This window comes from Prevotella sp. E13-17 (assembly GCF_022024035.1).
Classification (GTDB): domain Bacteria; phylum Bacteroidota; class Bacteroidia; order Bacteroidales; family Bacteroidaceae; genus Prevotella.
In genome coordinates, this window is sequence record NZ_CP091787.1 from 2,668,799 (window position 1) to 2,686,277 (window position 17,479).

A 17,479-nucleotide genomic window follows, 5' to 3' on the forward strand; every position below is an offset into this window, starting at 1 on the left:
AATTTGGAGCAGGAATTATTACTATACCAACAAACAAGAAAAGCTTATGAAGAAAATGATTTTATTAGCGGGAGTGATGATGGCCTCCCTGGATATGACGGCTCAGACATCGCCATACACCGGTACGACACCACAGGAAGGTGTCTTCTATCTCTACAATGTGCAGAGCGGACTATGGCTGCAGAACAACGACAGCAAGTGCAACTTCTTCCAGCCCTTAGGCAACCTTGGCACACGTGGCCTTGATATTAATATGGTGGCCAGCGGCGAAGGGTACTTCCTGGGCGGCGGCTTCGGCAAGAACTCCCTGAACTCCGAGCCCCAAACCTATTTCGACAGTGAAAAGGCAGCTAACAGGGTATGGATATTCGAAGCTGGCGATGCCTCCGTTTCCAATGGCTACACCATCCACTGTGGGGAAATCTACCTGAGGGCTGTGGAAACTAAATGGGACTTCCCTGCCTATAATCTTTTCACCCAGCCTCTGGTCAACAACAAACGCTACTACTTAGAGATTCCTAACAACTCGAAAATCAGTGAGGTGTCGTTGCTGAACACGTGGCAAGTGGTCAGCAAGGAGGAACGACTGGCAAAGATGGTGGCCGATGCTTCAAGAACCACACCACAGGATGCCTCCTGGCTGGTGCCTAATGCCGATTTTGCCAAAAACAACGAGCGCGCTACTCTGTGGACCAATGACGGATTCACGCTCAAAGGTGAAGGTGAGAATGGTCAATCCTGGCGTATGGGCAACAGCATCATGCAGAACTCAACCCCAGGTCAAGGCATTCCCGATGGGAAAGAACTCTCCATCCAACTCACCGGTCTGCCCAACGGCATCTACCACTTCAACCTCCAGGGCTTCTACCTCGGTGGATTCTACGATGCTGTGGCTGATTTAATAAACAAGGGTTCCAATGAGCAGCGGGTGTTCTATTTTGCCAACAACGAGAAGAAAGCCCTCATGTCGCCCTTCGACGAGCCCTTGTGCCAGGGTCATACTACTGGTGACGGCACCTACCCCCTGACCGTCCAGAAGACCTACGATATAGGAGAATACACCTTCCCCCCTCATAACGATGCTGTGTTGGCATCGGTGGTGGTCAACCGCTACTGTGGCTATGTGAACGAGGAAATCGAGGTCGTGGTGACCGACGGCACTCTGAAGCTCGGTATCATCAAGGAAGGCAATGCCGTGGCAAACGAATGGACAGTGGTCGACAACTTCCACCTCACCTATCTGGGCACCGACCAGACCATCGACGACAACACAACCTGCAGCGTGGCACCTGCCAGCGATATCACCGTGAAACTGAACCGCACACTGTCGGCCGACTACTGGAACACGTTCTGCGTGCCCTTCTCGATGACGGCCGAACAGGTGACTAAAGCCTTCGGCAGCGATACCAAGATCACAAAGATGAAGAGTGTTGAGGGCGACGTGATGTATTTCGAGGAGGCAACCACCATCGAGGCTGGCATGCCCTGTCTCATCAAGCCTGCCACGACCACCGGTCCTGACATCATCCTCAGCGGCATCACCATGACCGACACCGAGGCGCAGAGCGTAGGTAACGACAGCTATAAGTTCACGGGTACCTACAGCCCCGTTGAGCTGAAGACCGACGGCACCAACCTCTTCCTGCAGACCAATGGCAACCTGGCCGCTCCTGCCGATGCCACCAAGACCATGAAGGGCATGCGCGCCTACTTCGAGGTGCCTGCCAGTGCTGCTGCCCGCATCGTCTTCGACGACGGTACGACAACGGGCATCGACCTCACTGCTCCCGCTCATCGGTCTGCGGAAAGCATCTACACCCTCGACGGACGGAAAGTCGGCGACAGCAAGGGCATCGTCGTCAGCAAGGGCAAGAAGTATATCAGAAAGTAATCATGAAAGGAGGATATTATGAAAAAACATTATCAGAAACCGCAGACAGAGATGGTTCTGCTACAGTCAGAACCCTTTATGAACCTCTCGGCAAGTGGACGTACCGTCACCTTCGACACGCCCGAAACCGATGGCGATGCCAGCAATGCCGCCTCGCGCACCTACAACGTCTGGGACGATGACGAGGACAGCGAGCGGGACGAGAACGAAGTATGATGAATAAGTATAGTTTAAAAGTTATTTAGTTTAGGTAGTAATTGATTTAATTTCAAATGCTGCGGTAAGTCTTGCCTATGTACTTACCGCAGCTCTGTTTGATAGCACCAACAAGAAGCTCACCGACTTTATCTTTGCCAGCGACCTGCTGAAAGACATGCGTGCGGCCATTCTTAAGAACGAATAAAGGTCGTCTCTCCCACCCGTTCAGCCACTATTAGCACGCAAAAGTTACACTTTTCAACTCCAATCTTTCAACTATTGCAAACCGAAAGTACCCCTTTCAGCTTGCAATAGTTATACTTTTGGTGTTCATCTAAAGTCTAGAAAGGTCATTTCTAGAGTCTAGAAACGGTCATTCTAAAGTCTAAAAGCACTAGTTCTAAAGTCTAGAAACGCCACTTTTAAAGTCTAGAATCAAAACAATAGTTTCTATTCTAGCCCCTAGAATGGTCACTTCTAGCCCCTGGATGGGCTGCTTCTAGGGGCTAAAAGTGGTCGTTCTAGGGGCTAGGAACGTCTCGTCCAGGGGCTAGATTAACACCAAAACTAACGCTTTTGCAGGTCAAAACTAACCCTATTGCAAATCAAAAGCAGAACTATGACGCTGCAAAACTGCCCCCATCATCATGCCATGGGATAGAAAACTAACTTATACACACAAAGCGCCGCCTCTCGAATGGAGAAGCGGCGCTTTGTGTATATGATAGGGATGGATATCAATCGCCCAAGAATTCAAGAATGAGGGTCTGACGAGGCTGCAGTTTCAAGTCTTGCGACAAGTCATAAGTGCGTCCTGTGAGTACATCTTGCACTTTGGTGGCCGAACCGATGACCTCGGCATAGCGCTTCACTGGCATCACTGCAGGACGAGACGTGCCGTTCATGATGGTCATCACCGTGTTGCGATGCCAGCTGCGACTGATGACATAGATACCATTATATGGTATGAACTGTTTCTGCATGCCACGGATGATCGTCTCGTTGCCATTGCGCCAATGCAACAGGTTACTCAACCATGAGAACATCTGATTCTCTTTGGCCGTGCGCCCTTCCTTGGTGAATGCGTTGTGCTGGTCACCAGGGAAACCACCGGGGAAGTCCTTACGCACATAGCCATCGCTCCTCTCCTTCGTGCCGTTCATCATAATCTCCGTGCCATAATAAAGCTGAGGAATACGACGAACCGTGAGCAACAATGCCAGAGCCTGCTTCATAGCCAGCGAGTCCTCGCCATTGCCCAGGAAGCGATCAGTGTCGTGATTATCAAGGAAAGCCATCACCGATGATGGGTTCGGATAGAGATAGTCATAGACAAACGAGTTGTAAAGGCGGTTCATGCCTCGCCACCAGCCATCGGTCTCCTCACGCTTTGCGGAGTCCATAGCCTCCTGGAACGAGAAGTCCATCACGGTTTTCAGATAGCTGTTGGTGTCAGACAACTTAGAGTCTTTCTGCCATGAGGCGGTATAGGCAGGCTTGGTGACCCACGTCTCGCCGACGGTGTTGAAGTTGGGATATTCCTCGTCGAGCTCTTTCATCCACTGCGCCATAGGCTCGCGGAAAGCATAGGGATAGGTATCCATGCGGATGCCGTCGATGTCGGCTGTCTCTATCCACCAGATGGAGTTCTGGATGAGATAGCGCATCAGATGGGGGTTGTGCTGATTCAGGTCGGGCATCGTGGATACGAACCATGCGTTCTGCGTCTCCTTCTTATCAACCTCGGCAGCATAAGGATCGACCACGGGTGTCAGCTTATAACTGGTCTGCTGGAAACTGGTGCCACGGGAATCGCTGGTGCCTCCCGACTCCTTCAACCATTCTGACTGGTTGAACCAATCTTTCGAAGGCATGTCGCTGACCCACGGATGTTCGAAACCGCAGTGATTGAAAATCATGTCCATCACTACCTTCAAGCCGCGCTGATGGCAATCGGCAATCAGACGACAATAGTCATCGTTGGTGCCAAAGCGAGGATCCACACGGTAGTAGTTGGTACAGGCATAACCATGATAGGTGGACCACGTCTCCATCATGTCGGGCGAGTCGTTCTCCAAAATGGGTGTAAACCAAAGGGCTGTGACACCCAGGTCATTGAAATAGTCCAAATGTTCACGCAAGCCTTCCAAGTCGCCACCATGACGCAGCGAAGGCGCCTGGCGGTCTTCACGATACTGGCGCAAACCTTTCACCTGCGATTGATGGTGAGCGCCCTGAGCAAAGCGGTCGGGCATCAACAGATAGAGCACATCGCTGATGTCGAAGCCACGATGGTCTTCACCTTTCATCTTGCGAGCCTTCAGCTGATACTGCACCTTTTTCTTGTCGAAGTTCAGCGTCATCGTGCCGGGGTTGGCATTGCCCACGTTCATATAGACCAACAGGTAGTTGGGCGAATCCAGTCGCACCAGACTATCAATACGTACGCCTGCATAGTCGGTGGTGACGGAGGCCACATCACGGATGCCCTTACCATAAACCATCAACTGCACCTGCGGGTTCTTCAGTCCCACATACCAGTCGGTTGGCTCTACCCTATCGACCGTTACCTTTGCTGCATGCATAGCAGCCATCTGCCCCATGAGGGCCAGCAATAATATGACTCGTTTCATTGTTTTAGTTATGAATGATTAATGCAGATTGAGGTTTGACCAGCACGCGGTCGCTGTTGACCTCGCCCAGTCCGTTTTCGTTGATTTCGCCATCGCAACATACCACTTGGTAGCGGTCTTTGGGTATCTTAACCAGCTTGGCACTGCGATTGCCGTTCAGTATGACGATGATATTGTTCCAACTGTCGCCGCCGGCATGATTCTTCAACAGAAATGCCACCACGCAGTCGGTATCGGTATCAAGGAACTCCAGATGTTTTTTCACCAACGATGTCTCACCCAGGCGGAAAGCCGGATGGTTACGGCGCAAAGCAATCAAACGCTTATAGTAATTGAACACCTGCGGATACTTGTCTTTGTGGCTCCAGTCCAATTGGTTGATGCTGTCGGGCGACTCAAAAGAGTTGTGCACACCCTTCTTGTCGCGCAGCAGTTCCTCGCCACTCAACATAAAGGGAATACCCTGCGAGGTGAACACGGCTGTCTGTGCCAACAGGTCCAGGCGTATCAGCTCGTCTTCCTTGATGCCAGGAATGCTTGAGCGCAGACGGTCGGTCAGACACATATCGTCGTGACAGCTCACATAAGCTATCATCTGTGTTGGCTCTTTAGCATAGGGCTTATCAGAGTAGTTCACCTTGGTGTAGTCCACCTGCGGATGTTCGGCCATGCCGGCAATGCCTGCCTTCAAACTTTCCTCCATACCAGGAATACCAGCCAGGAAGGCTCCTTTGGTATCGTCAGAGAAGGGGCCGCGCAACGCATCGCGCATGTCGTCGGAGAAAGCTGCAATGCCAGGCATCTTACTGATGTTGGCCTTCATACCCAGCACTTCGTTGGGAAGGGCACAGGAACCGGCACTCCATCCTTCACCATATATTATTATAGAGGGGTCTATCTTATCCACCTCTTTTCGAATCTCGTTCATGGTCTCGATGTCGTGAACACCCATCAGGTCGAAGCGGAAGCCATCAATATGGTACTCGTTGATCCAGTACTTCACGCTCTCAATCATGAACCGACGCATCATGGGGCGCTCGCTGGCCGTCTCGTTGCCACATCCCGAACCATTGGAATAGGCACCATCGCTGGTCTTGCGATAGAAATAGTCGGGATAGGTCTTTTGGAAATTGCTGTTGTCTATATTATACGTATGGTTATACACCACGTCGAGAATCACGGCAATGCCAGCCTGATGCAGTGCCTGTACCATTTGCTTGAACTCAAGGATACGAGTGGTGGGAGTATAGGGGTCGGTAGAATAGCCGCCCTCAGGCACGTTGTAGTTCACTGGATCATAGCCCCAGTTATATTGGGGCTCGTCCAGTCGGGTTTCATCCACCGAACCGTAGTCATAAGAAGGCAGGATGTGCACCGCGTTGATGCCCAGCTCCTTCAGATGGTCAATGGCCCATAGCTCGGTCAGAGCCAGGTATTTGCCTGGATACTTTGCCAACTTGTTGGCTATCGAGAAGTCACGATGGTGAAGTTCATAAATCACCAGATCCTTGAAAGGACGGCGTACGGGCATGTCGGTATCCCAACCCACGGGATTGGTCTCAGCCATGTCAACGACAACACCTTTCTGTCCGTTGACGGTGACTGCCTTGGCAAAGACGCCTGGCGACGATTGTCCGTTCACCAGGAATTCATACGTCTTGCCTTTCTGGTCGCCTACAGCAGTAGCAGCCCAAATGGTATCTGCCAATTGCTCCATCTGAAGGGTATTCCCCCCTATCACTACCTGACAGGAAGCGTCAGAAGGTGCAAAAAGTTTAAATACGGTTTGACTGGGTGAATAGGTCACCTCGTCGAACATAAAACACTTCTTGGCGGGTTCACATGCAACAATCAGAGCTGCCATTCCTGCTAATACTGCTTTCTTCATAGGCTTATCTGGCTATGAGCGATATGGCAAAGCCACCTCCAGGTGCTTCGGTGAGCTTCAGCACATCACCCTGTTTAACAACTTTCTTGGTAATCACATATTCCTTAGGGTTCTTCTCGTAATGGGCATTTTTGGCGTCTGCATAGATGGTGCAGTCATACTTGCGCCCCTTATCCAGGAAGTCGAGCTTGACAACCGACTTATGTCCGTTCTCATCGCACTTGCCGCCAACGAACCAATTGTTGGTGCCCTTAGCCTTACGAGCCACAGTAATATAGTCGGCAGGTTCTGCCTCGAGGTATTTCGACTCGTCCCAATCGACTGCCACATCCTTAATAAACTGGAAGGCATCCATGAACTTGGCATAGTTCTCGGGCAGGTCGGCAGCCATCTGCAGGGGACTGTAGAAGGTGACATAGAGAGCCAACTGCCCTACCAGCGTGGTATGTATGTAGTTGGGATTATCGCTCCAGGTCTTCAACTGCGTCTCGAGCACGCCGGGCGTGTAGTCCATCGGTCCGCCCTGCAGGCGGGTAAATGGCAGGATAACGGTATGGTCGGGACGAGAACCGCCGAAAGCTTCATACTCTGTGCCACGAGCAGCCTCATTGCCCACCAAGTTAGGATAAGTACGACACAGGCCTGTAGGGCGCACTGCCTCGTGAGCATTCACCATGATATGATGCTTTGCTGCCTCCTTGATGCACAACAGATAGTGGTCGTTCATCGACTGACTGTAGTGGTGATCGCCTCGAGGAATGATGTCACCCACATAGCCACTCTTCACGGCATCGTAGCCATACTTATTCATCAGGCTGTAAGCCTTTTCCATGTGGCGCTCGTAGTTCTGCGTTGACGAAGAGGTCTCATGGTGCATCATCAGTTTCACACCTTTAGAATGAGCATAGTCGTTCAGCATCTTAATGTCGAAATCAGGATATGGCGTCACGAAGTCGAACACGTCACGCTTCCACATGTTGGCCCAGTCTTCCCAGCCAATGTTCCATCCTTCTACCAGCACCTGGTCCAATCCGTTGTCTGCAGCAAAGTCTATGTAACGCTTCACCTTCTCGTTGTTGGCACCATGACGACCATTAGGCTTCACGCTGTTCCAGTCCACCTTGTCAATATAGACCGAGGGGTAGTCGTCGGTGTAGTTCCATGAGCTCTTGCCCACGATCATTTCCCACCACACGCCGCAGTATTTCGTGGGATGAATCCACGAGGTATCATCGAGGGCACAAGGCTCATTCAGATTCAAAATCAGATTAGACGACAACATATCGCGGGCATCGTCGCTGACCATCACGGTGCGCCAAGGCGACTGACAGGGGGTCTGCATACAACCTTTCAGTCCGGTAGCATCGGGCGTCAGGTGGCTGACAAACGTAAAGGGCTTTGGCAGCGGACAAGCCGATGGCTTCGGCCAAGGGGTATAGTTGTTGCTATTGCCCTCGAGCTTAGTTGAGAAAGCCTTTGTCTGCGCATCAATCAGTTCCAGGTGCATGGTGGCATAGTTCACACAGGCTGCCTCATGGATGTTGATATACAATCCATCAGCCGACTTCATCTGCAGCGACGTCTGCACACCCGTCTCCGAGAAGACTGCTACCGACGAGTTATCCCAGTTTACGGCCTGCTTCAGGCGTCCTCTGATTTCAGACAACTTCGTTTCCTGTGTTTCCTGCTCCTGTGTGTCGTAGTCGCCCGGCAACCACCAAGCGGTGTGGTCGCCCGTCATGGCGAACTCGGTCTTCTCTTCCTGAATGAGAAAGTAGTTCAGGTTCTTTTGCTGTGGAAACTCATAACGGAAACCGATACCATCGTTATATACGCGGAAACGGACAATGATCTCACGCTGTTCTTTTTCCTGCTGTAGCGTAGCTGCATATTCATTATAGTGGTTCAGAATGGAGCTACTTTCGCCCCATACAGGACTCCACGTCTCCTTAAATTCAGATGTCTTCTCCTCCTTTATTCTGAAGCCATCCAAGAGGTTGGTCTCATCCATACCTTTGGATGCATGCTTGTCCTTGGCCAGTTCCAATCCCAGATGCGATGGAGCCACAACCGTTTTACCTTTGTAGCTCATCTCATAGACAGGACGTCCATCGGCATCTACAGAGAAGTTTACTACCACATTGCCGTTAGGCGATTTCACCTCAGCGGCCATCGCCATTAAGGGCATAGCCAACACTGCGAAGAGTGCTTTCATTTTCATACTTACAATCTAGCTTTTGATATATTATTAATAGGGTTACTTTATCTTCCTCCACGACGTATCAGCATAGACACCTCGCGGTTGAATGCGTCGGCTTGCATCAACTGTTCGATGGTGAGGTGCATGCGATAGCGCCAGTAGTGACGCGGATTTGCGGGGATGTTGATTCGCTCTGCATCAGCATTGGGCAGGCGCAACTGTTCGTCGATGCTCAACCAGTCTTGTAGTGACAACAGGCAAAGCATGGATGGAGACATGAGATGCATGGACACCACCTCCTCGGCCAAATAGCCTGTCAGGGGATGAGGTGCCGGACCATCATGGTGCAACATCTGGTTATAGTAGGCTTGCGTCCGCTCGAAGTCTTCATCCCACCACTGGCGTAGCGTGGCCATATCGTGTGTAGAGATTGTGGCCACAGAGCGATAAGGATTATGCTGCAGATGTCCAAAGCGCACGGTGGGATTTTTCGGCATGGACTGTATCTCGAGCGAGAGTATGCGCAACTCGTCCATGACCCAAGGAACGCAGTCGGGCACCATGCCCAAATCCTCGGCACACACGAGCATGCGGGTGGCTTGAGTCAGCAGCGGCAACTTCTTCATGGCCTCGGTGTACCAGAATTGGTTGTTGCGATGATAGAAGTAGTCGTTGTAGAGGCGGTTGAATGCGTCCTTGTCGCTGTCCCACAAGGCCTCGTAGATGAAATCGTTTTGAACACCAATGCGGGGGTGGAACTTATGAGTGTCCTTGCGGTCGCGCACAAAGAGCACATCGCTAATCAGGGCATACAACCCGTCGCGCAATGCGTCCTCGTTCTTATCTTTTGCCCAGGCTTCCACTTTGCGCTGCGTATTGAATTCGGGTTTCATCTCCCAGATATCATCGTGCAGATGGTTCAAGAAGTGTTCCTTCACATAGGACGCACGCTCGCCAAAGATGCGCTGCAGTGTCCAGTCGGCAATAAACGGACGTGTGAACAGTTCTTCCTGAAAGTGAAGCCCGTAGCCTTCAATCTCTTCGGGCGTCATGCCGAGTGCCGGAGAGAACTGTCCCAGCAAGCCATGGACGGCGTCAATAGGTATCTCCCAAATGCGGAAGAAGCCCAACACGTGGTCAATGCGGTAGGCATCAAAATATTCCTGCATCTTGCGGAAGCGGCGCACCCACCACTGACAGCCATCACTCAGCATCTCGTCCCAGTTGTAGGTGGGGAATCCCCAATTCTGACCGTTGACAGAGAAAGCATCGGGCGGAGCGCCTGCTTGCCCGTTCAGGTTGAAATAGCGCGGTTCTACCCAGGCCTCGACGCCATAACGCGAGATACCAATGGGGATGTCGCCTTTCAGAATGACGCCTTTCTCGCGGGCATGCTGATGGGCGGCACGCATTTGTTGGTCCAGATTATACTGAACAAAGTACCAGAAATCGATGGTCTTTGGATCGGCTTTGGGCAGTTTTGCCGGCCATTCTGAGAACTGCGCCGTGCCGTATTTATCGCGATAATAGCAGAACCGTGCATAAGGTTCCAGCCAGTCTTTATTGGTCTCGAAGAAGCTCTTATAGGTGGCACGGCGCTTGATGACCGTCCACTCTTGAGTAAAGACAGCACGCAGATAGTCCATCTTCGCCTTGTTCACGCGCTCATAGTCAATCTGAGGCAGTGCATTCAACTCCTGACGAAGTTGTTCGAAGGCTCCACGCTGGGCCTCATCTTTCAATATAGGCAACTGTCGCAAATCGGTGTATTGCGGGTGAAGTGCATAGATGCTGATAGAGTTATAGGGATAGGAGTCCTGCCAAGTGTGCGTAATAGTGGTATCATTGATGGGCAGCACCTGCAGGATGCGCTGCTGCGTCTTGGCACACCAGTCAACCATCAGTTTCAGATCGCCAAAGTCGCCAACGCCGAAACTGCCTTCTGAGCGCAAAGAGAATACTGGGATAACCGTTCCGGCACCTTTCCACGAAGGGATAGAGAACCAGGCTTGGGCTAACTCATAGACCACTACTTCGCCCTGTGCCATTTCCTGATTCAACAAAACACGATTACTGCAGTTCTCCCAAACCACTGATTCGCCCAGAATGACGAACTTGAATTCAAACACTTCGGGCAACCTGTCAGCATCGAGACTGATGACCCACTCATGGTATGCATGCTCTGTCATCGGGCGTGCCTTGGCGCAATCCCAATACCCTAAATAGGAAGCATTGCCCACAATGGCCAGCTGCGAACCACTTTGCAGTTGGGGTGCACGCACCTTTAAGCGTATCGTACGTCCATGCTCGGTGTTGGAAATCGGCTTGCAGGCACGAGCCATCACACAGTCTGTGAAGGCCGACGAATACAGATAGCTGTCCTCTGGAATATCAATCCAACGGTCATAGACCCTGTAGTAAGTGGCTTTCAGCGATGGCATTTCCAGTCTATGAGGCTCTACAAGCCACTCATGGCGCATCACCTTGCTTCCCCGACATACGCTATAGTAGTAGTCGAGACAACCTTTCTCTGCACGAGAAATCTCTGCTGTCCAGTGCAATCCATCACGCGTTGACATGGCATGAACTTCTGTCTGGTTGTGATCCACGATGATATTCATCATCAATTGCTCGCCAAATGATGTTTGATAATCAAGGTTGAATAGTAATTTCATACGCTTATCTTGTTTTTATTTGCTACAAATATAATACTTTTATTTCGTCCTCTTAACGCTTTAAACGTATAATTTATTTCTTGCAAAACGCAAACGTTTGCATTTACCCTATCCTAAAGACGCTCTTTGATACGAAAAGTGACACTATAAGAAAGGAATAGTGGCACTTTACTCATCGAAAAGTGCCACTATTATTATTGAAAACGATAACTTGACTACAGAAAGAACCTAACGCTTTGTTTTGATCATCGTCACACAGAGTGCGCCTACTGCCAACATAGCGCCGGCAATAAACATCATGTTGTACTGGTGACTGCCCACCAACGAGAGAACGACTCCACCCAGCAGGGCTGCCGCAATCTGAGGCAGACAGATTGTACAGTTGAATAATCCAAGATAGGCGCCCATGTGGCCGTAGCCCTGGAGGGCATTGGTGACCAGTGCAAACGGCATTGCCAACATGGCTGCCCATGCGCAACCGATAAGCAAGAATGGTACAAAGAGTACATACTGGTCGTGTACGAAGGGGACTAGGGCAAAACCTAAGCCTCCCAACAACAGACTGAAGGCATAGGCAAGCTTCACGTTCTTGAACTGAGGCAGCACCATGGCCCACAATACTGCGCCTAACGTTTGCACACCAAAGACAATACCGGTCCAGTTGCCTGCTTCCTGATAACCAGCCGAAGCAACATCTGTGGTGCTCCACACGGTATCGGAGATAGCACCTGTGGTATAGTTCCACATATACAGGAAGGCAGCCCACGAGAAGAACTGCACCAGACCTACCTGCCAGAAGGTGGCAGGCGCCTTGCGCAACAGAGTGAACCAGTTTGCACTCTCTTTCTCCTGTTCGGATGGGGCATTATACTCCACATACTCCTGCGGGGGCCACTCTTTCACCTTGACGGTCGTATAGATCACGCAAAGAATCAAAATGAGTGCACCTATATAGAATGAATAGATGACCGAATCGGGCACCACACCCGTAGGAGCGGTATTGGCTATGCCCACAGCGGTGAAGATAAAAGGGAAGGCAAAGCCTATGAGCCCGCCGGCATTACACAGGAACGACTGTATGGAGTAAGCCTTGGTCTTCTGCTTTTCGTTGACCATATCGCCCACCAACATCTTGAAGGGTTGCATTGCCATATTGATTGATGTATCGAGAAACATCAGGGCACAGGCGCCAAACCACAATGCGGCGCCCACCGAAAGACCGAAAGAGCCTGCATTAGGCAGCAACAACATAACCAGCACAGCCATTGCTGCGCCAACAAACAAATAAGGAATGCGACGACCGAAACGTGTCCAGGTGTTGTCACTGAGTGTTCCGACAATGGGTTGCACAAGCATACCCATCAATGGGGGCAGCACCCAGAAGAAACTGAGTGAATGAGGGTCGGCACCCAGTGTAGCAAAGATGCGAGAGATGTTTGCACTCTGGAGCGAATAAGCTATTTGTACGCCAAAAAAGCCAAAGCTCAGATTCCAGAGATTCCAAAAGTTTAAATCAGGTTTTTGTTTCATAAGGCTTTCATTCTATCATATAATTTTAGTTTTTTCTTGTCAAACATTCAATAAATCTCATCGCGTCGTTCCTCGAATAATCAGGCGGGTACGAACCAGACGTTTCTCTACATGATCCTTCGGAATATTGCCTTCCACATAACCAATCAGGATGTTTGCGGCCTCTTCGCCCACCATCTCGCCGCGCTGCTCAACCGTGGTAAGCATCGGATCGCAGGAAATGGCCCTGATGCCATTGGTAAAACCGCAGATAGACACATCCTCTGGTACACGCATGCCCATACGCTTCACAGTGTATAGAATGCCTAAAGCAGTATCATCGTTGATGGCAAAGAAGGCATCGGGATAGACGTCGTCATCAAAGAGCGTCGGTGTGATCATCTCGGCATCATGACGTGTGTCGCAGATACGAATCATAGACTCGTCGAATGGAATCTTATTTTTCAACAAAGCATCCTTATAACCATTAAAGCGGTTCTTGGATGTCTCGAGGTTCAGTGGTGAACCAAAGTAGGCAATGCGACGACAACCCGTGCGAATGAGATAGCTCACGGCATTGAAAGCGCCCATATAGTCATCGACCACCACACGGCTCGCGTCCACGCCCGTACATATTCTATCATAGAAGACCAAAGGCACGCCCGCCTCTATCAATCGATTGAAATGCTCAAAATGATGTGTATCCTTGGCTTGAGAAACAATCACGCCACAGACTTTCATCTCGATAAACGACTGACAGAGCTTCACTTCTGTCTCGTAGCGTTCGTTGCTCACAGCCACGACGATGTGGTAGCCATGAGCTGCTGCCTCCTCCTCAATGCCATTCAGGATACTGGCAAAGTAATAGTGAACCAACTCCGGCAGGATGACTCCAATAAGCTTCTGTGGTTTCACCTTAGACAAGCGCAACAACTCGGCCAGATGATTTGGCACAAAATGATGCTCATGCGCAAATTGTTGAACGCGCACGCGCATTTCCTTAGATATACGCGGAGAATCCTTTAAGGCGCGCGACACCGTAGCCACTGATATACCCAGTTCTCTGGCGATGTCTTTCATTGTTAGCGGTGAGTTCTCTTCCATTTTGATTTGTATGCTTGTTGTTTTATGATGTTACAAAAGTATTAATTATTTATTTTTGATGTTCTCGTACCGAGTTAAATCGTTAACGAATACAATTGCAAACGTTTGCATCTATACATATAACATTTTTATTAGTCAAAAAGTATAAAGGGATTGAAAAAAATCTATCTTTGCAACAAATTATCTAAAACCATTTAACAAATAGCTAAAAAAATCGAAAGCTGACAACAGTCGAACTAACTCAATATTTGTATATACTAACAACTAATTCTAATTAAACTATTGTAATGATGAAGCAGGTAAACATTAAATTACCATTCAGGATGTTAGCCCTTGTTGTGGGCCTTTTCCTGGCTATGGGAGCCTTTGCACAGAACATTACGGTGAAAGGTCATGTGAAAGATGCTACAGGTGAAGTCATCATCGGCGCAACTGTACGCGTGGCTGGCACACAAAATGCCACCATTACCGACTTCGACGGTAACTTCACGCTGCAAGCCAAGCAGGGAGCCGACATCCAGATTTCCTATGTAGGTTATCAGATGGCCACCGTGAAAGCTGCTGCAAACTTAGAGGTAGTCCTTAAGGACGACACCGCAGTTCTTGAAAACGTCGTAGTTATTGGTTACGGACGCGCAAAGAAAAGCGACCTGACCGGCTCTGTTACAGCCATCAAACCTGATGAAAAGAACCACGGCCTGAACGTCAATGCACAAGACATGATCAGTGGTAAGATTGCCGGTGTGAGTGTCATCTCTGGTGACGGTCGTCCCGGCGGTGGCGCCCAGATTCGTATTCGTGGCGGTTCTTCTCTGAACGCCTCTAACGACCCTTTGATAGTTATCGATGGTTTGGCCATGGACAACTATGGTGTACAGGGTTTGTCCAACCCCCTCTCTATGGTAAACCCGAACGATATCGAGTCGTTCACCGTGCTGAAGGACGCTTCAGCTACCGCAATTTATGGTAGCCGTGCATCAAATGGTGTCATCATTATTACTACCAAGAAAGGACGCTCTGGACAGAAGCCCACGTTCAATTATAACAGCAACGTATCTATCGCTAGCGTGAAGAAGACTACTGATGTCCTTGATGGTCCTGGTTTGATGAGCTATATCAAAAAACTCTATGGAGAGGACAGCGATGCATATGCCGAGCTTGGCTATTATGATGCAAACGGAAACAAGCAGTATGCCAACACTGATTGGCAAGATGAGATTTTCCGGACAGCTCTCTCTACAGACCACAACTTAACGATGTCTGGTGGCATGAAGAACATGCCCTATCGTGTCTCTATAGGTTATACCAATCAATCAGGTGTAGTCAAGACCGACAAATTTGAGCGCTTTACAGGTAGTTTCAACCTCTCTCCCAGTCTACTGAAAGACCATCTGAAATTGAACATCAACGGTAAGGGTATGATAGCAAAAAATCATTATGCGCCTGGTGTAGTAGGAGCAGCTATAGCTATGGATCCTACGAAGGCCGTTAAGAGCGATTATCCTGTTTATCGTGACTATTTTGGTGGCTATGTTCAGAACTTTACTGGCGCAAGCTATGATGGCGCAGCAAACTGGAAATACACCAACAAGGGAACAGGAAACCCTGTTGCTGCATTAAATCAGACTAACGACCGTGCTACCTCAAAGTCTTTGATTGGTAATATTGAAGCCGACTATTCTATTCATGGCTTCGAAGACCTGCATTTACACATGAATGCCGCCATGGATCTTTCAACTGGTAAGCAGGATACAGACAGGCAGCCAAACTCTGCCGTTGCCAACTACTATGGTTGGACAAACTGGAGCACGATGGACACGTATAACCTGCAGCTATCATTATACGCACAATACATGAAGGATTTTGCTGATGTACATCACTTTGACGCAATGGCCGGTTATGAGTGGCAGCATTTCCACAAGCAGACAGACTGGTTCGGCCATGGAACCTACCCTGCTGGCAACACAAAATATGCAGAGGGTACTTATTACGATGCTCCTAAGGCAGACCAGATTACAATGTATAAGACCGAGAATTTCCTTGTATCTTTCTTCGGCCGTTTGAATTACTCATTGATGGACCGCTACATGCTGACCTTCACACTTCGTGCTGACGGTTCTTCACGTTTCAATTGGATGAAGGGAAATCCAAACCAGCAATGGGGTTACTTCCCTGCCATGGCCTTGGCATGGAAGATGAAGGAAGAGTCTTTCCTCAAGAACATTGACGTGCTCACCGATGCCAAGCTCCGCTTAGGTTGGGGTATCACCGGTCAGCAGGAAGGTATTGGAGATTACACCTACATTCCTGTATTCAAGCCAAACACAAACTCACATGCCTTATATCCTGTACTGGATAATGGTACGACTTACCGTCCTGAGGCCTTCAACGCCCATCTGACATGGGAGAAAACAACAACATGGAATGCCGGTATTGACTTATCATTCTTGAACAACCGACTTGAATTTAATTTAGACTGGTACTACCGTAAGACTACCGATCTGATTAACACCGTATTTGTAGCAGCCGGTTCTAACTTCCGCAACAAGGTGACTAGCAATATCGGTTCACTACACAACACCGGTTTCGAGTTCATGACAACCGTACGCCCTATTCAGACCAAGGACTGGCAGTGGGAAGTTAGTTACAACTTCACCTATAACCACAACGAGATTGACGAGTTGATAGATGGTGTCGGCGCGGATTACTTCGTTGAGACTGGTGGTGGACTGACTGGTACGGGTGGTAACATCCAGGCCCATACCGTAGGTAAGCCAGTCAGTGCCTTCCACGTTTACCAGCAGGTTTACGACCAAAATGGCAAGCCCATCCCCAACGCATTTGTTGACCGCAATGGTAATGGCTATCTGGATAGTGGCGACCGCTACTATTACTACAAGCCTGCAGCTGATGTGCTGATGGGTCTGTCTTCAAAAGTACAATACAAGAATTGGGACCTTGGTTTCTCTATGCGTGCAAGCTTGGGCAACTACGTGTTTAACAGCACAGCTTCAGGTTCCAGCAATGTCGGCGCTGGTTCAGTTTACACCAATGGTAACCTGAACAACCTGCGCACTGTAGCGGTAGAACGAGGCTTTACTAATGTTTCGCAGCAGCAGTATGCTTCAGACTACTTTGTAGAGAATGCTTCGTTCTTGAAGCTGGATAACATAACTTTAGGTTATAGCTTTAACAAGCTGTTTGGTACTTCGATAAACGGACGTGCATATGCAACTGTGCAAAATGTTATGACGATTACCAACTATACAGGAATTGATCCTGAGGTAGCCAGTGGCGTTGATGGCGACATTTACCCACGTCCTATCACGACGATTCTTGGTGTCAGCTTGAACTTCTAACACAGTATTAAGGTAAAACAGT

9 protein-coding genes are annotated in these 17,479 nt (G+C 49.5%); 3 read left to right on the forward strand and 6 right to left on the reverse strand.

The genetic code is table 11. The features are described 5' to 3' along the window. Positions 1 to 46: 46 nt before the first annotated feature. Together L6472_RS10830 and L6472_RS10835 are read left to right on the forward strand one after the other, a co-directional pair. Positions 47 to 1,891, forward strand: coding sequence for a hypothetical protein (locus tag L6472_RS10830; RefSeq protein ID WP_237804995.1), 1,845 nt, complete (start codon positions 47 to 49; stop codon positions 1,889 to 1,891). An 18-nt stretch (positions 1,892 to 1,909) separates the two neighbouring features. Continuing rightward, on the forward strand, positions 1,910 to 2,107 hold the full coding sequence (locus L6472_RS10835) for a hypothetical protein (protein WP_237804997.1): 198 nt from the start codon (positions 1,910 to 1,912) through the stop codon (positions 2,105 to 2,107). 719 nt (positions 2,108 to 2,826) lie between these two features. On the opposite strand, the gene L6472_RS10840 is transcribed toward L6472_RS10835, so the two are convergent. The 6 genes from L6472_RS10840 to L6472_RS10865 form a co-directional block, all read right to left on the reverse strand. Beyond that, complete coding sequence (locus L6472_RS10840; protein WP_237804999.1) at positions 2,827 to 4,722, reverse strand: glycoside hydrolase family 13 protein; 1,896 nt, start codon at positions 4,720 to 4,722, stop codon at positions 2,827 to 2,829. A 4-nt stretch (positions 4,723 to 4,726) separates the two neighbouring features. Continuing rightward, a complete protein-coding gene (pulA, locus tag L6472_RS10845; RefSeq protein ID WP_370640846.1) occupies positions 4,727 to 6,610 on the reverse strand; it encodes a type I pullulanase in 1,884 nt (627 codons plus the stop codon). Positions 6,611 to 6,614: 4 nt separating this feature from the next. Beyond that, complete coding sequence (locus tag L6472_RS10850) at positions 6,615 to 8,825, reverse strand: glycoside hydrolase family 97 protein (protein WP_370640913.1); 2,211 nt, start codon at positions 8,823 to 8,825, stop codon at positions 6,615 to 6,617. A 47-nt stretch (positions 8,826 to 8,872) separates the two neighbouring features. After that, on the reverse strand, positions 8,873 to 11,485 hold the full coding sequence (locus L6472_RS10855) for a 4-alpha-glucanotransferase (protein WP_237805004.1): 2,613 nt from the start codon (positions 11,483 to 11,485) through the stop codon (positions 8,873 to 8,875). A 228-nt stretch (positions 11,486 to 11,713) separates the two neighbouring features. Next, positions 11,714 to 13,015: an MFS transporter gene (locus L6472_RS10860; protein WP_237805006.1), complete on the reverse strand. Its 1,302-nt coding sequence runs from the start codon at positions 13,013 to 13,015 to the stop codon at positions 11,714 to 11,716. A 57-nt stretch (positions 13,016 to 13,072) separates the two neighbouring features. Then, entirely contained in the window at positions 13,073 to 14,098 is a 1,026-nt protein-coding gene (locus L6472_RS10865) for a LacI family DNA-binding transcriptional regulator (protein ID WP_237805008.1), read from the reverse strand. A 287-nt stretch (positions 14,099 to 14,385) separates the two neighbouring features. Between L6472_RS10865 and L6472_RS10870 the strand changes: the two genes are divergently transcribed. Further along, a complete protein-coding gene (locus L6472_RS10870) occupies positions 14,386 to 17,457 on the forward strand; it encodes a TonB-dependent receptor (RefSeq protein WP_237805010.1) in 3,072 nt (1,023 codons plus the stop codon). Positions 17,458 to 17,479: the final 22 nt, after the last annotated feature.

Excerpts from the sequence above, each read along its gene's own strand:
- L6472_RS10830 (WP_237804995.1), top strand. The coding sequence starts at position 47 with ATGAAGAAAATGATTTTATTAGCGGGAGTGATGATGGCCTCCCTGGAT.
- L6472_RS10835 (WP_237804997.1), top strand. The coding sequence starts at position 1,910 with ATGAAAAAACATTATCAGAAACCGCAGACAGAGATGGTTCTGCTACAG.
- L6472_RS10840 (WP_237804999.1), bottom strand. The coding sequence starts at position 4,722 with ATGAAACGAGTCATATTATTGCTGGCCCTCATGGGGCAGATGGCTGCT.
- pulA (WP_370640846.1), bottom strand. The coding sequence starts at position 6,610 with ATGAAGAAAGCAGTATTAGCAGGAATGGCAGCTCTGATTGTTGCATGT.
- L6472_RS10850 (WP_370640913.1), bottom strand. The coding sequence starts at position 8,825 with ATGAAAGCACTCTTCGCAGTGTTGGCTATGCCCTTAATGGCGATGGCC.
- L6472_RS10855 (WP_237805004.1), bottom strand. The coding sequence starts at position 11,485 with ATGAAATTACTATTCAACCTTGATTATCAAACATCATTTGGCGAGCAA.
- L6472_RS10860 (WP_237805006.1), bottom strand. The coding sequence starts at position 13,015 with ATGAAACAAAAACCTGATTTAAACTTTTGGAATCTCTGGAATCTGAGC.
- L6472_RS10865 (WP_237805008.1), bottom strand. The coding sequence starts at position 14,098 with ATGGAAGAGAACTCACCGCTAACAATGAAAGACATCGCCAGAGAACTG.
- L6472_RS10870 (WP_237805010.1), top strand. The coding sequence starts at position 14,386 with ATGATGAAGCAGGTAAACATTAAATTACCATTCAGGATGTTAGCCCTT.